Below are 18,050 nucleotides of genomic sequence, written 5' to 3'. Positions count from 1 at the left end.
AGAATCTCAGGCTGACGCCAATGCCCGCCTCAAGCAAAAAGCCCGCAACCGGCGCGGGCCTTTTGGCAGTGCTGAGCTTATTGCGAATCCTGCGCGCGTAAAGACAAATTGAATCACGCTCAACGGACAACGTTGACGACGATGGTCTGCTGGCCGCTAATCAAGAAGCGCGCCGCCGGCAGCTCTTGCTCGGCGAGCGTCGCTACCGATAGCGGCGTGTAGCCCCCAGAGGTGCGCTGCGACCCGAGCGTGGCCAGCATCGAAGGCGGCAGCGTCGGCATCTCTTCGTTGTTGACGATGGCGCCAGAGCCGGCGCGCAGTATTTTCACGTAGAGCCGGTTGTTGCGCTTCATCTTGTTCATCGAGCGCACCAGCTGGCTCAGATCTTTCGGCGTGAAATCGCCCGCCGGCTGGCGCGCTTCGGTCTGGTTCATCGAAGCGCCATCGCCGACCATAATCACCAGCGGCCCGACCGGCGCGTCGGCGGGAATCTGGAGCGGGATGCGCTCGACGAATTCGCTGCCGTTGTCGTGGCGCGCGAACAATTGAATCTCGACGCTCTCGCCGCGCTGCACTTCGTTCTTATCGATCCACAGACGGGTGAGCGCGCCGTTCGAGCGGTTGTCGGTCGAAGTCACTTCGGCTTCGATGCCGCTCACGTCGAGCGCGTCAAAGCCGCTGTTGTAGAGCATCGCCAGCGGGCGCGCGATGTCGTTGACCGCAAACAGCGCCGTGCCGTTGGCCGACGAGAAGCTGTTGTCGATGAGAATGTCGGGCTGGCCTTTGAGCGCGATGCGCCCCTTGAGCAGGATCGTCTGGTTGCCGATCTGCCGCTCGGTCGCGTTGATGGCCGAATAGAACGCGATGCGCGCCAGCACCGGCGTCAGCAGCGAGTCGGAGACCATCTCGAAATTATACGTCTCGGTCTTGTTGCGGCTCGTGTGCACGGTGAGCTTCACAGGAATCATGCGCGGCGCGTCGCCCAACTGACCGAAGACGCCCGTAGAGCGGTCTTGATTGATCGAGCCGACCAGGTTGCCGCCCGCCGCCAGCTTGAACGAGTTGTTGAGGTTCGGCACCACCGTGACGACCGAAGATTCGGCCATCGGCCATGAGGTGCGGCCCGAGCTGAGCCACGGGTGCCCGAAGGCGTAAATCTTCTCGCCGTCGCGATAGGTCACCGTGCCCGACGCGTCAATCGTGAAATCGCCGCGCACCAGTTGGACGCTGACCGAAGTACCGGGCGCGAGCGTGTCGGCGTTAGCCGGCATCATCGGCGTGATGCTCGACGAGCCGCCGACGCCCGCGATGGGCTGGATGCCGAGCCGCTTGAGGTCTTCGCCAAAGGCGTCGAGCGCCGCCTGCGAAAAGCCCGAAAAGGTCACAGGCGTCGCAATGGGAACGATGGTGTGGCCGACGAAAGGCGCAAGCTGCGGGCTGCTGCTTGCGGCGCGCGGGCCGACCTGCGCGCCGGATAATTCGCTCATGCCGCCGGGCATATTCAAGCGCGCCGCCGCGCTCACCAGCGTGTTGAAGCTGAGCGGGCTTGACGACGAACGCGGCTCCTCTTTGCGGCCTTCTTCGATGACCTGAATCATGTTGCCGATGGGCTGGATGCCGGCGATGGGCTCTTTCTCGAACGGGAAGGCGTAAGCGACCGCGCCGACCAGCTTGCCGTCAATGTAGACGGGGCTGCCGCTCATGCCGGCGAAGACGCTGGTGCGCTCGACCAGCGGCCCGCTCAACCGCGCGATGATGATGCTCTGCCGCGGGTTTTGAAAACCTTCGAGGGTGCCGAGAATCTCGACCTCGAAGCGTTCGGGCTTGGTGCCCTGAAAGACGGACATGCCATAGCCTTTCATGCCCGGCTTCACGTCGCTGACTGGCATGAGTTTGGCGTCGGGGTCAGAAGCCAGCGCCACCATGGTGAGGATGGCGATAAAGCATAGCGCGGCGAAGATACGTCTCATAGAAGTTACCACTTGCCCAACAGATCACCTTTAGAATGCGTCCTCTACACTTGATAGAACGCCGATTGATGCCACGGGTTGCAGTCAGGATAGCGCAAATCGATGATAGCTGGCGCAATTTTACAGTGTCAAGACTTCCTTCATGCCGTATCACAATCACAACAATCGCAATTGCCTTTGTCGCCCGCCGTCTTCTGGCGTAGTATCAAACCGACGTTTCAAGCCGCCGCGATGATGCCGATGGTTGATATTCACAGTCATATCCTGCCGCAGACCGACGACGGCGCGCACAGCCTCGACGAGTCGCTGGAGATGTGCCGCCGCTCGGCGGACGACGGCGTAACGGTCATGGTCGCCACGCCGCACGCGCACGACCATGTTCACACGACGCACGCGCCGGCCTTGCTGCGCGAAAAAGTGGACGAGCTGAATGGGCAGCTCGAAGGCCGCCCGCGCATCGTTTTGGGGTGCGAGCTGCGCTTCACGCATGACGTGGTTAATCACCTCTGCAACGCCAAAAGCGCGCCGACGATCAACGACGGGCCATACGCGCTGATCGAGTTCCCGCACCAGGTTGTGCCGCTCGGCTCTGAGCATGCCCTGTTCGATCTCTTGAGCCACCAGATACGCCCGATCATCGCTCACCCTGAGCGCAACCTGATGCTGATGACCGAGCCTGAGCGGTTTTATGAATTAGTCGAACTGGGGGTGCTCGGCCAGTTGGACACCGGCTCGATCACCGGCCAGTTCGGCAAGCGCGTTCAGCAGGCGGCGCGCGTGATGGTAGAGCACGGCTTGATTCATTTCATCGCCAGCGACTGCCACAACACGCGCAATCGCCTGCCCGGCATGAGCGAAGCGGTCAGGCTGGTCGGCGACCTGATCGGCGAAGGCTACGGCGAGGCTTACGCTGCGGACAACCCGCTGGCGGTCGTCGAAGGCCGCCCCATCCCCGTGCGCCCCGTGCCCGTCTTGCCGAAGAAGAAAAAGTGGTGGCAGGTCTTCGGCGGGTGATCAATGGGAAGATTCAAGGCGAAGGCACCGAAATCAAAAAGCAGACTTCGGTGCCTTCGCGTTTTTGCCGCACGGCCTTGTCGGCAGTTAAAACTACGGCGCAGGCAAGAGCGTCGCCCGTCGGCCCTCGTAGGTGCCATCGAAAGAGAAGACGAAATTGCCGGCGGCATCGAAGATTTCGACGAACGCCGTGCCGGTGAATTGGTTAGCCGAGCTATTGACCTTCAGCCGCGCCCGTTCTCGATAGGTGCCGGCGAAGCCCGCTGTATCAAAGCCATCGATCAGGACGCCGTAGCCGGTCACCGAAAACTCGCCATCGCCGAGCTTCTCCCAGAGACCGCGTCCGGGCGTGCCGGGCGGCGCAACAAAGTCAATCTGCGAGTTTTCGGCGAACGTGCCTTCCGAGTGGAAGGTAAAGAGGGTGTTGAACGGCGCTTGTGTCGGCGGCGCATCGAGGGGAACGGCAACGGCTTCCGCCTGGCTGGACGGCGTGTGTGTTCTGGCCATTCGCAGAAATTTGCTTGCCGCCGGATTGGCGGCGGCATCTCCGAGGTTGAAGTTGATGTTCACCAGCCAGGTGCCGGTGAGATCAATCTGTTTCTTCGCGCCCTTGCCGACGGGAGTCTGTGCCTGTGAGCCGATGGCCAGCGCCAGACCGGCAATGAGCAACATTGCGATAATAGTTTTGCGGTTCATTTTCTCTCCTCATTTGCGGCGCGCACGCCGCTGGTTTAATCCGACATCAGATGGTAGATTGAGGCTTCCGATCCGTGCCTCTCTGACTCGCGGCAGATTGTAAGAAGCAAGCGCGCCGAATGTCCTTAACCGCGCGACTAATCGTTGCTAATCGTTGCTAACCGAAGGCTATGACCAAAGATTGCTACGAGTTTGGGCCTTTTTGTTTTGATGCGAGGAAGCAGACGCTGACGCGCGATGGCGAGCCCATCCGGCTCAAGGCAAAAGCCTGTGATCTGTTAAAGGTCTTGTTGGAGCATCACGGCGAAGCCCTGGACAAAGAGCGGCTGATGACTCTGCTGTGGCCGGACACGGTGGTCGAAGAGAACAACCTGACCGTACACATGACGGCGCTGCGCAAAGCCCTCGGCGAACGCCCCAACGATAACCGCTACATCGTTACGATTCCGGGGCGCGGCTACCGCTTCGTCGCCGAAGTGCAATCCCCGGCAGCTATGCCGTTGGCCACCGAGGCTGATGCCGAAGCGGTGACGCCGGCGAAAGACGAGTTGACCCGGATTCCTCGAACCAAGCCGCGCCGCCTGATCCGCTTCGGCGCGTTGGCGATGGGCGTCGTGGCGCTGGTCGGCGGCGTAATTTACTGGTTGAAGCCGCGGCCACAGCCGGTTGAGCCGACGCCCGCGCTCCCGACGATCAAATCGCTTGCCGTCTTGCCGTTCAGATCGTTGACCCCGAAGCCGGGCGAAGATTACATCGGCGTCGGCATTGCCGATGTGATGATCACGCGATTGAGCAACCTCAGCCAGTTGGTCGTCCGCCCGACCAGTTCGGTGCTGGCCTTTAGTGGGCAGGACGCCGTCGAAGCTGGGCAGTTGTTGAAGGTCGATTTGGTGCTAGACGGCAGCATTCAAAGGCAGGGTGACCGCATGCGCGTCACCGTGCGCTTGCTGCGCGTCAGCGACGGCCAGGCGCTGATGGCCATGCAGTGTGACGAGAAATGCGCCGACCTCTTCGCCCTTCAGGACGCGATCTCCAATCAGGTGACCGAAGCGCTGGCCTTGCAGTTGACGGGCGACGAGCGGCAGCGGCTGATGAAGAATTACACAGGCAACGCCGCGGCCTATCAGGAATATCTCAAGGGCCGCTTCCACACCCTGCAATACACGCCCGACGGGTTCAAGAATGCAATTGTGCATCTGAACAATGCCATCCGCCTCGACCCGACTTATGCGCTCGCCTACGCAGGGCTGGCCGACGCCTACACGGCGGCTTCAGACTGGCTGCTGCCGCCGCGCGAGGCGCTCGGCAAAGCGCGCGCCGCCGCGCAAAAAGCCCTCGCGCTAGACGACACGCTGGCCGAAGCTCATGCCGCGCTCGGTCACGTCAAGCTGCATCGGTCGGAGCCTGACGCCGAAAGCGAGTTGCAGCGGGCCTTGCAGCTCAACCCGAATTCGGTGGCGGCGATGCTCTGGTATGGCGAATATTTCATGGCGAAGGATTTGACGAAAGGGCTGGCCATTTTGCATCAGGCTCAGCGCCTCGACCCGTTGTCGCCGGTCATCGGCAGTTTCATCACGGCCAGTTATGCCCTGGCGCGGCAGCCTGATGGGGCGCTCACAGAGGCGCGGAAGACCGTGGCGCTCGACCCGAACGATGCGTTCGCGCGCGGGCTGCTGGCTGAAGCCTATGACGCCGAAGGGGACTACGCCGCGGCGATCAGTGAAGCCGAGAAGCTGCGGCAACTGGTCATCAACCCGCAGCAACTCGGGACGCTGGGCCGCGATTATGTGCTCGTCGGCAAGCCGGACGAGGCGCGGCGTGTGCTCGCCGAGATGGACCGGCTAGCGCAAAGGCAATACGTCTCGCCTTACGACCGCGCCATCATCTATGCGACGTTGGGTGACAAGGATCAGGCGTTCGCCTGGTTGAACAAGGCGTACGACGATCAATCTGAATGGATAGGGTGGCTGCAAGCCGATTACCGCTTAGACAGCCTGCACGGCGACCCGCGCTTTGATGATCTGGTTCGCCGCGTCGGCCTGTCGTCTTGACCGGGAATCGCCGCGAGCCGGATGCATGGCACGTTGGAGCCACTCGATTGATTTGAGGAAACCGGCCTATCGCCGGTCTACGGCGCGGCGGGCAGCCTGTATTTAAGCGGCGCGTGGGCTGTCTTCACCGGGCGTTGGTGAATTCGATCAGCCGTTCAAGCTTCATCATCGCCTTGCCGCTGTCAATCGCTTCGGCGGCCAAGCGCACGCCTTCCGTGAAGTCGCTGGCGCGGCGACTTGCGACCAGCGCCGCCGCCGCGTTCAGCAAGACAATGTCGCGGCGCGGGCCGGGCTCGCCGCGCAAGACTTCCAGGATGATGGCGCTGTTTTGCCGCGCATCGCCGCCGCGGATTGCTTCAAGCGATGCCCGCCGCAGCCCGAAATCTTCGGGCATGACCGTGTAGGTGCGCAGCTCACCCTCGGCTAGCTCGGTCACCTTACTCTCAGCGCTGATGCTAATCTCATCCAGCCCGTCGCTGCCGTGAACGACCAGCGCGCGCCGGCTGCCCAGCGCCCGCAAGGCGGCGGCGAGCATCTCGGTCAGCGGCGCGGCATAGACGCCGATCACCTGCGTGTCGGCGCCCGCAGGGTTCGTCAGCGGCCCCAGCATATTAAAGATCGTGCGGATGCCCATCTGCCGGCGCGCCGGGCCGACATGCTTCATCGCCTCGTGCAGCAGCGGCGCGTGCAGGAAGCCGATGCCGACTTCGTCAATGCAAGCGGCGATCAACGGTGGCGCAAGCTCGATGCGGACGCCGAGCGCTTCGACGACATCAGCGCTGCCGCACTGGCTCGACACCGAGCGGTTGCCATGCTTGGCGACGCGGACGCCGCAGCCGGCGACGACCAGCGCGGTCGCCGTCGAGACATTGAAGCTGCCGCTGACATCGCCACCCGTGCCGCAAGTATCAATCAAGGCTTCGCGCTCGGTGCCGGCGATCTCCGAGCCGACGAGGCTCTGCGGACGGACGGGCGCGGCGCGGCGGCGCATGACGCGCGCAAAGCCGATAATCTCGTCGACGGTCTCGCCTTTCATGCGCAGTGCCGTCAGCAGCGCGGCGATCTGCGCATCGCTACACTGGCCGCTCATGATCTGTTCCAGCACCGCTTCGGCCTGCTCACTGCTCAGGCTGCGGCCTTCGACCGTCTGCTTGATGGCTTCGGTAATCGTCATCGGCAGAAAACTAGCACAGGAAAGGGGCTAGGGACTAGGGGCCAGGGAACAGGAGGCAGGAGGCAGTAAGCAGGAAGCAGGAGGCAGCGGTTCTTAGTTGCTGCTGGTTGCTGATCTTTAAAACAGTTGCGTATGCTCTGGGACTGCTTCCTGCCTCCTGCCTCCTGCTTACTGCCTCCTGTTCCCTAGTCCCTAGCCCCTGCTGTTATCTTGCCCGAAAGCCGTCAACGTATTCATTCATACTGAAGGAGTGGGTTGACCGAATCACGGCGGTAAATAGCTAACTACCTACCAAATAAGCAGCCTGCCGGCGGCGGGCGCTGCCGGGGCGCTGGCACCGCGCTTGCACTTATGCTTTCCCCGGAGACCTGTAAAGTCCCTGGCATCTTATTACAGACTGAGTGATGCCCCCATCCAAAAGGTCTTTTCGCAAACGCATGGAGCAATCACCGGCTCGACTTGACCAGGCGCGAAATCGCCTTCAAGCGCAAGTCAGCCGAATGAGCCAGCCAGCATTTCTGCTTCGAACAGAAGGTGAGGCAATGATGAAGCAATCCACTGGCGAACACACGAGCCCGGAATCGACGGGGCTCGAACATCTGTTGCAGCAGGTCGAACGCTCGACCTCGCATTACGAAGCCTTGAGTCTTGAGCGCTCGGCTTCCGACGCGCAGATTATCGCCGCTTATCAACGCGCCGCCGCCGTATTGCAGCCGTGGCGCAACGCCCTGGAAGCCAGAGGCGAAGCCGCCGGTGAAGCACTCGCTCGCGTCGAGCTGGCCACCAGCCGCCTGGCGCATGCCTATTCGGTGCTGTCGAATCCCAACAAGCGCGTCGAATACGACCGCTTCGTCATTGTCAGAGCGCCCGGGTCGCCGGCCACTGACGCGGCGGCGCTGCCTGCCGCCAAGCCGCAGAAGGCCAATCCGTCGGACACCAGTAGCGCAGCGGAAGCCGCGCGCTTGATGCTCGCAGATGTGAGCGCCGAAGCCGATCCGACTGCCGCCGCCGATGAGAACCGCCGCCGCAGCCAGCGCTTCCCGCTTTCGGTGACCGCGACCGTCATCGGCTATCACCGCAAGGCAGGCAAGTGGACCGAAGATGTCGAAACCGTAGACGCCAGTTGCACAGGGGTTACCTTGCGCCTGCGTCACCGTGTCCGCCACGGCACTATTCTTTACGTCACTTTGCCGCTGCCGGAGCAGCTGCGCAGCCATGACCTGAAGGAGCCGAATTACCGCGTCTATGCGCTGGTGCGGCGCGTTCACCCGGTCAAAGACGGCATGCGCGTTACCGCTCTGGAATTCGTCGGCGAGCACCCGCCAGTCGGCTACCTCGATAAGCCCTGGGCGACTTTTCAGACTAAACCCTGGACCGGTGTCGAGCGCCGCCGCTCGCCGCGCAAGCCCGGCGGTCAGATGATCTGGGTCGAGTATTTCACCGAAGACCTGCAATGTCTGCGGCAAGAGGCCGGGCGCACCGAAGACGTTAGCGAAGGCGGGCTGCGCATCGCCGTGAAGGGCGCGCCTCCCGAGTTCGAGTTCGTCCGCGTCAGCTACCCTGAGCGCGGCATGGAAAGCTATGCCGTCGTCTGCAACCGCTTTCTCAAGGATGACGGGCTGGAGCGCCTCTGCCTGCGCTTGATCGATAATAATGAACTGACGGAGCGCGCCGTGATGCGGCCTGAAGTCGAAGCCCTGGCGGTGGCGCAAAAAGCGCCGGCGCCGCCGCCCCGTGGCCGCATCCTGGTCGCTGACGATGACCCGCCGCTGCGCCGCGTGCTCGGCAAGATTCTTACCTCCGCCGGCTACGACGTCATCCTTGTCGAAGACGGCAAAGCGGCAGTCGAGAAAGCCGCCGAGATCAAGCCCGATCTCGTCATCACCGACGGCCTGATGCCGAAGATGCACGGCTTTCTGGTCTGCAAGGCGCTGAAAGAGATGAAGCCCGCACCGAAAGTCATCATGCTCACCGCTGTCTATACGAAACTGAACTACCGCTTCGAGGCGCGCGACCGCTATGGCGCCGATGAGCTGTTAACCAAACCCTTCGAGGTCGCCAACCTGCTTAAATGCATTGAGCGCCACCTGGGCGGCACGCCGCAGGCGATGGCCGGATAAGCCCGCCACAGGCGGGAAGGAAAAAGGAAAAAGGCAAAAGGCAAAAGGTCGGCAGAGGAGTCAATAGATAGCTTGAGGCTAACTATTAATCCAGGTCCACCATTTTTGCCTTTTGCCTTTTGCCTTTTTCCTTCCCTTGACCGCCCGCGCGCCGCGCGCATAAGATAGCGGCTCGCAAATCAACAATCAGGGAAAGCCACGGCAAGTTTTCCTGGCGTTTTCCGCAAAGGAGCGTGAAGGATGTGGCAAGAATTCAAGCGGTTCATCGCGCGCGGCAACGTCATTGACCTGGCCATCGGCGTCATCATCGGCGCGGCCTTCGGCAAGATCGTCACCTCGCTGGTCGAAGGCATCATCATGCCGCCCATCGGCGTGCTGCTAGGCAAGGTCGATTTCGCCGGCATGTTCGTCGTGCTCGACCACGCCAAAGGCGAGCCGGCGTCGCTGGCCGACGCCAAGGCGAAAGGCATTCCGGTCTTCGCCTATGGCCAGTTCATTAACGACATCATCAATTTTCTGATCATCGCCTTTGTGATCTTCATGCTCATCCGCGCCGTTAATCGCATTCGCGGCGTCAAAGAGGAGCCGCCGGCGACCAAGAAGCCTTGCCCGATGTGCGCGACCGAGATTCCGCTTGCGGCGAAGCGCTGCCCGTTTTGCACCTCGGAGCTGGCCGCCTTGCCATCAGCGTGATTTTGCAATCCGCTGACAGCTTTTACAGCTTTTTACACCGGCGTCAACACATTTACATCCCTGCGCCGTAGAATCCTTGCTGAAACACAGAGCAAGTTCAAAGAGTTTCTCGACTACCAGTGGGAGGGATTCTAAGGATGCACTGTACCCTCCCGCTGGCTGCCATTCCGCTTACGCTCGGCCAACGCAGCCGGGCCGCTCCAACCCACTTCACTGTTGCTGTTGTTGCTGCTCTGCTCGACCTCTTCGACCGGCGGCAAAGGCTCGAAGGCTGGCTGTGGCAGCGAATGCCAAACGGGCGGCTTATCGGAACAAGCCACCAATGACGCGAGAGAACCCGAACCGCCCTGTCCTTATCAGAGAACCCGAACCGCCCTGTCCCTATCTTGGCATCTTAGCGGTTAATTTCAGCCGACGAACTTATAGCCGGCGCGATGCACGGTGACGATGTGATGTGGGTCGCCGGGGTTCACTTCGATCTTCTGCCGCAGCTTGGCGATGTGCGTATCCACGGTGCGCGTCAGCGGGAAGCTGTCGTAGCCCCAGACGTGATCGAGCAGTTGATCGCGGGTGACGACCTCGCCGGGATGCTCGGCAAAGTATTTCAGGATGCGGAACTCACGCGGCGACAGCTCAAGCGGCGCCTGGCTTTTCGTCGCGATGTTCTTCTTGAAGTCCACGACAACGTCGCCGAAGCGCAGCACGTCAATCAACTCTTTATTGCTGGCGGCGCGGCGCAGCACCGCTTCGACGCGCGCCGCCAGTTCCATGAAGCTGAACGGCTTGGTGACGTAATCGTCGGCGCCGATCTTCAATCCGAGCACCTTATCGATCTCCTGACCGCGCGCCGTCAGCATGATGATAGGAATCCGATTGCCCTTGCTGCGCAACTGGCGGCAGACATCCAGGCCGCTCAACTTCGGCAGCATCACGTCCAGGATCATGATGTCGAACTGACCGTCGGCGGCCAGCGCCAAGCCTTGCGCGCCGTCTCTGGCCAGCGTCACCTCGTGGCCTTCGTATTGGAAGCCATCGTTGAGCGCCACCGCCATCGCGTTGTCGTCTTCGACCACTAAGACTTTTGCCATTGCCACGGGAATCTTCTCCTCATTCAACTGCGCGCCAGTGATTGGCCGCCGGTTGCCACTCCCGGCGCGCTGGCGTCGCGTTCGATGCCGGCGTCGGCCAGCGCCGGCAGGTAGATGGTAAAGGTGCTGCCGCGACCGGGGCGGCTGTCGAGCGTCACCTTGCCGCCGTGCGCCTCGACGATGTGCTTGACGATGGCCAATCCCAGACCGCTCCCCTTCACGTCATGCACCAACCCCGTGCTGACGCGGTGGAAGCGCTCGAAGACCTTCTCTTGATCTTCTTCGGGGATGCCGACGCCACTGTCGCTGACGGCGAGTGTCACCCACTCGTCTTGACGGTCGAGCTTGAGATAAATGTCGCGCGCCACGTCGGAATACTTCACCGCGTTGTCGAGCAGGTTGACGAGCGCCTGCGTCATGGCGTCGGCGTCAAGGGCGACGCGCGGCAGGTTGGCCGCCGCCTCGAAGTGAATCGTGAACTCGTCCTGCTTCAAGCGCACCTCGAAGACTTTCAGCGTATCGGCAACCAGCTCGCCGAGCGCAGTCGGATAGAAGTGATAGCTCTTCTGTCCTGACTCGATGCGCGAGAAGTCGAGAATGTTGTTGATCAACTGCGTCAGCCGCCGGCTCTCGGTTTCGATGTACTCGCCATACTCGCGCATCTTGGCGGTGTCTTTGACGCGCCCCAGTTTCAGGAACTCGCCGAAGACGCGGATCGAAGCCAGCGGCGTGCGCAGCTCGTGCGAGACGTTGCTGACAAAATCCGACTTCATCTGCGACAGCCGCATGGCGCGCGCCGCCGTGCGCAAGGTCAGGGCGATGCCGCCGATCAGAAACAGCGTCATGGCCACGCCGAGCGACAGGTTCATCACGAAGTTGCGCCGCGCCCACTGCGCCTCGGTCATGCCGCGCATGCGCGTCGCCAGGAACCAGCGCGTGAAGATGAAAGAGAAGCGCATATAAGCTTCTTCGTCTTCCGACGCAATGCGCTCTGCGCCGTAGATCGGATCGCCCTGCTCGTCGTTGATCGCGACCATGACGTCCTGGTAGTCGGTCGGGAAGGTCTCGCGCAGCGGTCGCTCAATGGCGGCCGGCAGCACTTCTTCGAGGAAGTATTTTTGATCGATCACCATGCCGCTGACGGCGATGATCCTTTCATCGGCATCCACCACAGGCTTGACGACCAGCGGATACCACGGATTGCGATCACTGCCCATCGGCATGGAGATGACCTGTGTGCCGCCGCGAATGTAGATCAGGTAAGCGGCGCAGGCGACGTTGATGGCCTGTAGCTCTGCCGCCGCAGGCTCCGGTTGCATGCGGCGCGTCGCCGGGTCGTAGAACAGCACCGCCCCTTGATTGACGCCGTTGCGCGTCGTGTCAACGACGACGAAGAAGCGCCCCGCGCCGGGAATGTTCTTTTGTGAGAAGTGCGCGGCGACGGGCTGCAAAGCGGCGATCAGCGCGGCGTCGTCTTTGGCTTGAATCGCGCCGCCGGCGCGATTGGTGATGGCTTCCGCCGGCACGCTCAAGGCGTCAACGGCGTTGTCGTAATAGAAGGTGTGAACCTCTTTGACGACCGAGCGCAGGTAATCGCGCATGACCTCTTTGCGGTAGATGGGCAGCGTCTTTTCCAGCGACCTCAGCGAGCGGTATTGCCAATAAACGATGAAGACGAGCGGAACGGCCACCGCGAGTGTGCCCATTAAGAGAGCGCGTTTTTTTAGGAACGTCTTCAGCCTCTCCATCTCAACGGTTCCCTTCCGCGTGGTTTAATATACAGCAGCCAGGGCCGGCGCAGAGCGCGCGCCACTTGCTTTTTACATCGTTTTGACAAGTTTCACAAGATTTGACCGGCGGCGCGCAAAAGCGTGAAATGTTTCGTTTTTATTGCGTCCGGACAAGAGTATTGAACCCGCCATGCCGACTCCTGTAAGATTATATCAGTAGCTTTCTTCAGGGGGATTCAACGGATGAAATCAAGCAAGGGGTTGGTGATCGGGGTAGCGATTGTACTGGCCACCGTGGCCGCGATTTTTGGCTTCCAGTGGAAAGCGGTCGGGCAATCGGCGCGCATCCAGACAGCGCAAGCGGCAAACAATGAAAGCAGCGCGCCGGCCTCGGCGGTTGGCGTCGAGCGCTTATCGGCGGCGGCAAAGCCGGCGGCAGAAACCGCTTCGGCGGCGGCGGGGCTGTTTGCCTCGGCGGCTTCGCGCAATGCCGATTTGCAGGACAGCCTGACGTGGGCCTTCGGCGGCAAATCGCAGCGCGGCTGGCGGCTCTACGCGCCGCTGGTCGGCGGCCTGATCGGCGCCGACAGCGCGCAGACGAGCGGTGATTTCGCGGCGCAGTTATCGCGCTGGCAGCAGCAGCACGGCGCGTCGGCAAACGGCATCCTTGATAACAACACCTGGTCGCAGATGGTCTCCAACTGGCAGGCGAATCGCCTGAAAGATCACAGCCGCCCGACGGCAGAAGAAGTGGTGACGATCCCGACGACGGAGTGCTACGACCCGTCGCGGCCCGAAGCCTTGCGCCAGGCCGAGCGCCGCACCTACGCCGCGTACAAGCAGATGATTGCGGCGGCGGCCTCGGACCCTTCGCTCGGCTTGCAGGTGACCGGCGACGGTCAGCTCGCCGACAGCGAGAAATATTTCAAAGTCGTCTCGGCGCTGCGCACGCCTGAATATCAAGCGCAGTTGCGGGCGCAGTCGCCCAACAGCGGACGCGCCGGGCTTGCGGTCAACAGCCCGCACTTTACCGGGCGCGCGCTTGATCTGTATGTCGGCGGCGAGCCGGTCAGCACCAAAGACGACAACCGCGCCATTCAGACGCAGACCAAAGCCTATCGCTGGCTGGTGAAGAATGCCGGACGCTTCGGCTTCCGCCCCTACTTCTACGAGCCGTGGCATTGGGAGTACGTTGGAAAGTAAAAAGTAAAAAGGCAAAAGGTAAGAGCGGCGGAGCGAATCACGCGTTCCTTCGACTTTTACCTTTTGCCTTTTTACTTTTTACTTCCGAAGGAGCGATGCTTCTGGCCGTTGCGCGAAACGATGGAACCATTCGCCAAAGTCCGGCGCTACGTCAAACAACACGCGCTGCTTGAAGGCGCGCGCGGCGTCGTGGTAGCGGTATCGGGCGGGCCGGATTCCGTCGCGCTGCTCGATATGCTCGCGCGTTTGCAGGCGTCTATTCACATCGCCCACCTCAATCATCAACTGCGCGGCAGAGATTCAGACGAAGACGCCGAGTTTGTGCGGCGACTGGCCGAGCGGCTCGGCTTGCCTGTGACAGTAGAATGCGCTGACGTGCGCGCGGCGGCTGAGCGTGCGCGGCGCGGCATCGAAGAAACGGCGCGCGCGATTCGCTACGACTTCTTGCGGCGCGTCGCGCGCGCGACCGGTGCCGACCATATCGCCACGGGCCACACTATGAGCGATCAAGCCGAAACCTTCCTGATGCGCCTGGCGCGCGGCGCAGGCACGCGCGGCCTTGTGGCGATGCGCCCGATGAGCGCCGTGCCAGCGTGCGACGCGGGGACAGTGTCGCTCATCCGCCCGCTGCTCTGCATCACGCGCAGTGAAGTAGAAGCCTACTGCGACGCGCGCGGCTTGAGTTATCGGCTGGATGCGACGAACCTGGGCGGCGAGTACACGCGCAACCGTGTACGCCGCGACGTGCTGCCGGCGGTGCAAGCCATCAACCCGCGGGCGGTCGAAGCCATCGCGCGCGCGGCAGAGCAACTCGCCGCCGATGAAGCGGCGCTTGATGAGCTGGCGCAAGGTTTTCTTGATGCGGCGCGCGTCGAGCCTTCCCACGAATCGAGCGATAGGGCGATTGCCGCCTATCGCGTCGCCGCGCTCAGCGCGCCGCCCGCCGGCCTGCGGCGTCGAATGTTGCTTGAAGCGGCGCGTCGCGCGCGCGTCGTCGGCGAAGAGATCACCGCAAAGCATGTCGCCGCGCTTCAATCATTGCTTGATGAAAAGATGCGCGGCAAACGCGTTCAGCTCCCCTGCGGCCTGGAAGTCTGGCGCGAATTCGAGGCGCTCGTCTTTAAGCGCGCCAGCGAAGCGGCAGACGACAACTATGCCTTTGAATTAAGTGCCGCGCAGCCTGCGGTTGAAGCCGGCGGTCTGCGGCTCATCATCGAGCGCGGCTTGCCGGCCAGTCAGATGCCGGGGCTCATCGAGCAGGCCGCGCGCTTGAAAACCGAGCGCCGCCGCGACTGGTTGATGGCCATTCTCGATGACGAAGTGCTGCCCGCGAGCTTAGTGGTTTGCCCGCGCCCGCAAGGCGCGCGCGCCCGGCTGGCGGGGCACCAAAAAACAATTAAGTTGAAAAAGCTGATGATTGCCCATACAATCCCGGTCAGCCGCAGGGCCACATGGCCGGTTGTGATGACGACCGATCAACGCTATGTATGGTCGCCGGGACTGCCCCCAGCCGTTGACTTCGCGGCGCACGACGCCACCCGCTCCCTTGCCATCGTGCGCGCCTCGGAACCTCTAAACCTTTGCAGGAGCACCGATGGATAACAACCTTCAAATCGTCCGTAGCGAGCAGGAGATTCAAAACCGCATTCAAGAGCTTGCCGCCGAAATCCGCAATCAGGTCGCGGTGCGCGAGCTTACAGTCGTCGGACTGCTCGACGACGCCTTCGTCTTCCTGGCCGACCTAATTCGCGCCCTCGACCTGCCGCTCAGTTGTTGCTTCATGAAAGTCAGCCGCCATCGTCACGGCGGCCAGACGGAAGTGATGTTCACCAGCGAATTCGACCCGCGCGGGCGCGACATCCTGCTGGTCGGCGGCGTCGTCGCCACCGGCGTGACGCTCGATTATGTGACCAAACATCTGGCCGACCGCGGCATCAAATCACTGCGTACCTGCATGCTGGTCGACAAGCCGGGCGAGCGGCGCGTTGACATTCGACCCGACTTTGCGGCTTTTGAAAGCGACGGCGGCTTCGTCTTCGGCTACGGCCTGGGATTACAGAACCAATTCCGCCAGCTACCGTATTTGGCAGTGACGAAGTAAGCCGTTGCCGGTTGTCCGTTACTAGTTGCCCGTTGGAGAGCGCCCGCTGGCGGGCGCACGTCCTGCTTACTGAGAACTGACAGCGGAGAGCCGGCAATTGTAGATTTCGCAAGAAATCTACAATAAAGGCTGCGGGGGCAGGTTATTGCGCATCAAAATGGAGTCAGTTAGAATGGGATTACGCGCGCAAGGCGCAGTTTTCGTGGAGGTATCAGGTGAACTCAACTGTTAGACAGATCATTTTTTGGGTGCTGATTATTGGTGGCGCATTCCTGCTTTATCAGGTCTTTAATGGCAAAACAACGACGAAGGATGCGCAGCTCAATTATCCGCAACTGCTCCAGAAAGCGCAGGACAAACAGATCCGCAAAGCGACCATCGAAGAAGGGCGCGGGGTGCGCGGCGAACTCACCGACGGCCAGACGTTCAATATCGATCTGACCAACGAGTTCATTCAAGCCGAGCTTGCCAAGAAGTTCAACGAGAATGGCGTGGACTTTTCCTTCAAGAGCTCGTCGTCGAGCCAGTGGCTCATCGGCCTGTTGAGCTACGCGCCGCTGCTGGTCTTTATCGGCTTGTGGATTTTCATGATGCGGCAGATGCAATCGGGCGGCAACAAGGCGCTGTCGTTCGGCAAGTCGCGCGCCAAGCTGCTCAGCAACCAGCAGAAGCGTGTCACTTTCAAAGATGTCGCCGGTGTTGACGAAGCCAAGGAAGAATTACAAGAGATTATCGAATTTCTGAAAGAGCCGCAGAAGTTCCAGAAGCTCGGCGGGCGCATCCCGAAGGGCGTGCTGATGATGGGGCCTCCGGGCACCGGCAAGACCTTGCTGGCGCGCGCCGTCGCCGGCGAAGCCAATGTGCCGTTCTTCTCGATTTCGGGCTCTGATTTCGTTGAAATGTTCGTCGGTGTCGGCGCTTCGCGCGTCCGCGACCTCTTCGAGCAGGGCAAGAAGAACGCGCCGTGCATCATCTTCATTGATGAGATTGACGCGGTCGGGCGGCATCGTGGGGCCGGCCTTGGCGGCGGCCACGACGAGCGCGAGCAGACGCTCAACCAGTTGCTTGTCGAGATGGACGGCTTTGAATCGAACGACGGCGTCATCCTGATGGCCTCGACCAACCGCCCGGACGTGCTCGACCCGGCGCTGCTCAGACCGGGCCGCTTCGACCGCCGCGTCGTGGTCAATCGCCCCGACGTCAAAGGCCGCGAAGGCATCCTCGCCGTTCATACGCGCAAGATTCCGCTCGGCGATGACGTCGACATCAATGTGATCGCGCGCGGCACGCCGGGCTTTACGGGCGCCGATCTGGCGAACCTGGTGAACGAAGCGGCGCTCAACGCGGCGCGCTACAATCGCAAGACAGTCGCCATGCTCGACTTCGAGTGGGCGAAGGACAAAGTGCTGATGGGCACCGAGCGCCGCTCCATCGTCATGTCGAACGAAGAGAAGCGCAACACGGCTTATCACGAAGCGGGTCACACGCTGGTCGGCATCAAGGTGCCGAACGCCGACCCGATTCACAAAGTCTCGATCATCCCGCGCGGCATGGCTCTGGGCGTGACCATGCAGTTGCCGGAAGCCGACCGTTACTCGCACACCAAAGATTATCTCGAAGGCCAGGTGGCCATCCTGATGGGCGGGCGCATCGCCGAAGAGACCTTCTTGAATCACATGACGACCGGCGCGTCGAATGACATCGAGCGCGCCACCGAGCTGTCGCGCAAGATGGTTTGCGAGTTCGGCATGTCAACGCTCGGGCCGATCACCTATGGCAAGAAGGAAGAGCAGATCTTCCTGGGCCGCGAGATCGCTCAGCATCAGGATTACAGCGAAGACACGGCGATCAAGATTGACCAGGAGGTCAACCGCATCGTCACCGAGCAGTACAACCGCGCGCGGCAGATCATTGTCGAAAACAAAGAGGCGATGATCCGTCTGGCTGAAGCGCTGCTCGAACGTGAGTCGTTGGATTCGGTGCAGATTCGCCGGCTGGTGGCAGGCTTGCCGCTCGACGACGACGAGCCGACGCCGACGCGCACCGACAAGCCGAAGAGCGAGCCGCGCCCGTCGGTGCTGAACCCGATCCTGCCGGTTCCGGGTGACGCCCGCGCGTAAGCTCGTGACCAGTGAATAGTGACGAAAGGCCGGAGTAGAACATCTACTCCGGCCTTATTTCTTTACAGGTGCCGGGCGCAAGTTCCCGCC

The 18,050-nt window shown here is 61.6% G+C and carries 13 protein-coding genes; 8 read left to right on the top strand and 5 right to left on the bottom strand.

Translation table 11 applies throughout. The features are described from left to right. Window positions 1-119: 119 nt before the first annotated feature. On the bottom strand, window positions 120-1,970 hold the full coding sequence (locus VJ464_01110; protein HKQ03700.1) for a SpoIVB peptidase S55 domain-containing protein: 1,851 nt from the start codon (window positions 1,968-1,970) through the stop codon (window positions 120-122). A 240-nt stretch (window positions 1,971-2,210) separates the two neighbouring features. On the opposite strand from VJ464_01110, the gene VJ464_01105 reads away from it, so the two are divergent. After that, window positions 2,211-2,984, top strand: a complete 774-nt coding sequence (locus VJ464_01105; protein ID HKQ03699.1) for a CpsB/CapC family capsule biosynthesis tyrosine phosphatase — start codon at window positions 2,211-2,213, stop codon at window positions 2,982-2,984. A 93-nt stretch (window positions 2,985-3,077) separates the two neighbouring features. Here the strand turns inward: VJ464_01105 and VJ464_01100 are convergent, their stop codons facing one another. Continuing rightward, window positions 3,078-3,680: a hypothetical protein gene (locus tag VJ464_01100; protein ID HKQ03698.1), complete on the bottom strand. Its 603-nt coding sequence runs from the start codon at window positions 3,678-3,680 to the stop codon at window positions 3,078-3,080. Window positions 3,681-3,850: 170 nt separating this feature from the next. Here VJ464_01100 and VJ464_01095 point away from each other — a divergent pair, with 170 nt between their 5' ends. After that, window positions 3,851-5,731: a winged helix-turn-helix domain-containing protein gene (locus VJ464_01095; GenBank protein ID HKQ03697.1), complete on the top strand. Its 1,881-nt coding sequence runs from the start codon at window positions 3,851-3,853 to the stop codon at window positions 5,729-5,731. Between the two features lie 124 nt (window positions 5,732-5,855). On the opposite strand, the gene trpD is transcribed toward VJ464_01095, so the two are convergent. Further along, window positions 5,856-6,905 (bottom strand): anthranilate phosphoribosyltransferase, encoded by a 1,050-nt coding sequence (trpD, locus tag VJ464_01090; protein HKQ03696.1) that lies wholly within the window; start codon window positions 6,903-6,905, stop codon window positions 5,856-5,858. Between the two features lie 542 nt (window positions 6,906-7,447). Here trpD and VJ464_01085 point away from each other — a divergent pair. Both VJ464_01085 and mscL read left to right on the top strand, forming a co-directional pair. Further along, on the top strand, window positions 7,448-9,025 hold the full coding sequence (locus tag VJ464_01085; protein ID HKQ03695.1) for a response regulator: 1,578 nt from the start codon (window positions 7,448-7,450) through the stop codon (window positions 9,023-9,025). A 240-nt stretch (window positions 9,026-9,265) separates the two neighbouring features. Further along, window positions 9,266-9,718 (top strand): large conductance mechanosensitive channel protein MscL, encoded by a 453-nt coding sequence (gene mscL / locus VJ464_01080; GenBank protein ID HKQ03694.1) that lies wholly within the window; start codon window positions 9,266-9,268, stop codon window positions 9,716-9,718. A 407-nt stretch (window positions 9,719-10,125) separates the two neighbouring features. Here the strand turns inward: mscL and VJ464_01075 are convergent, their stop codons facing one another. Together VJ464_01075 and VJ464_01070 are read right to left on the bottom strand one after the other, a co-directional pair. After that, the gene (locus VJ464_01075; GenBank protein HKQ03693.1) at window positions 10,126-10,806 is read right to left on the bottom strand and encodes a response regulator transcription factor; all 681 of its coding nucleotides are present in this window, start codon (window positions 10,804-10,806) and stop codon (window positions 10,126-10,128) included. Window positions 10,807-10,829: 23 nt separating this feature from the next. Next, complete coding sequence (locus tag VJ464_01070; protein ID HKQ03692.1) at window positions 10,830-12,512, bottom strand: HAMP domain-containing sensor histidine kinase; 1,683 nt, start codon at window positions 12,510-12,512, stop codon at window positions 10,830-10,832. Window positions 12,513-12,779: 267 nt separating this feature from the next. Here VJ464_01070 and VJ464_01065 point away from each other — a divergent pair, with 267 nt between their 5' ends. The 4 genes from VJ464_01065 to ftsH all read left to right on the top strand — a co-directional run bounded on the left by VJ464_01065 (window position 12,780) and on the right by ftsH (window position 17,960). After that, complete coding sequence (locus tag VJ464_01065; GenBank protein ID HKQ03691.1) at window positions 12,780-13,739, top strand: D-alanyl-D-alanine carboxypeptidase family protein; 960 nt, start codon at window positions 12,780-12,782, stop codon at window positions 13,737-13,739. Window positions 13,740-13,859: 120 nt separating this feature from the next. Continuing rightward, the gene (gene tilS / locus VJ464_01060) at window positions 13,860-15,341 is read left to right on the top strand and encodes a tRNA lysidine(34) synthetase TilS (GenBank protein HKQ03690.1); all 1,482 of its coding nucleotides are present in this window, start codon (window positions 13,860-13,862) and stop codon (window positions 15,339-15,341) included. Continuing rightward, a complete protein-coding gene (locus VJ464_01055) occupies window positions 15,334-15,840 on the top strand; it encodes a phosphoribosyltransferase family protein (protein HKQ03689.1) in 507 nt (168 codons plus the stop codon). Before tilS ends, VJ464_01055 begins: the two co-directional genes overlap by 8 nt. Window positions 15,841-16,055: 215 nt before the next feature. Continuing rightward, window positions 16,056-17,960, top strand: a complete 1,905-nt coding sequence (ftsH, locus tag VJ464_01050; GenBank protein HKQ03688.1) for an ATP-dependent zinc metalloprotease FtsH — start codon at window positions 16,056-16,058, stop codon at window positions 17,958-17,960. Window positions 17,961-18,050 lie beyond the last annotated feature (90 nt).

Source organism: Blastocatellia bacterium (assembly GCA_035275065.1).
Classification (GTDB): Bacteria; Acidobacteriota; Blastocatellia; order UBA7656; family UBA7656; genus DATENM01.
The sequence above is the reverse complement of the archived record's forward strand: the minus strand, read 5'-3'. Positions and strand labels throughout refer to the sequence as shown.

What these genes read in the sequence shown, in the direction of transcription:
- VJ464_01105 (HKQ03699.1), top strand. Translation starts at nt 2,211, where the DNA reads ATGGTTGATATTCACAGTCATATCCTGCCGCAGACCGACGACGGCGCG.
- VJ464_01100 (HKQ03698.1), bottom strand. Translation starts at nt 3,680, where the DNA reads ATGAACCGCAAAACTATTATCGCAATGTTGCTCATTGCCGGTCTGGCG.
- mscL (HKQ03694.1), top strand. Translation starts at nt 9,266, where the DNA reads ATGTGGCAAGAATTCAAGCGGTTCATCGCGCGCGGCAACGTCATTGAC.
- VJ464_01095 (HKQ03697.1), top strand. Translation starts at nt 3,851, where the DNA reads ATGACCAAAGATTGCTACGAGTTTGGGCCTTTTTGTTTTGATGCGAGG.
- tilS (HKQ03690.1), top strand. Translation starts at nt 13,860, where the DNA reads ATGGAACCATTCGCCAAAGTCCGGCGCTACGTCAAACAACACGCGCTG.
- VJ464_01065 (HKQ03691.1), top strand. Translation starts at nt 12,780, where the DNA reads ATGAAATCAAGCAAGGGGTTGGTGATCGGGGTAGCGATTGTACTGGCC.
- VJ464_01070 (HKQ03692.1), bottom strand. Translation starts at nt 12,512, where the DNA reads ATGGGCACACTCGCGGTGGCCGTTCCGCTCGTCTTCATCGTTTATTGG.
- VJ464_01055 (HKQ03689.1), top strand. Translation starts at nt 15,334, where the DNA reads ATGGATAACAACCTTCAAATCGTCCGTAGCGAGCAGGAGATTCAAAAC.
- VJ464_01075 (HKQ03693.1), bottom strand. Translation starts at nt 10,806, where the DNA reads ATGGCAAAAGTCTTAGTGGTCGAAGACGACAACGCGATGGCGGTGGCG.
- VJ464_01085 (HKQ03695.1), top strand. Translation starts at nt 7,448, where the DNA reads ATGATGAAGCAATCCACTGGCGAACACACGAGCCCGGAATCGACGGGG.
- trpD (HKQ03696.1), bottom strand. Translation starts at nt 6,905, where the DNA reads ATGACGATTACCGAAGCCATCAAGCAGACGGTCGAAGGCCGCAGCCTG.
- VJ464_01110 (HKQ03700.1), bottom strand. Translation starts at nt 1,970, where the DNA reads ATGAGACGTATCTTCGCCGCGCTATGCTTTATCGCCATCCTCACCATG.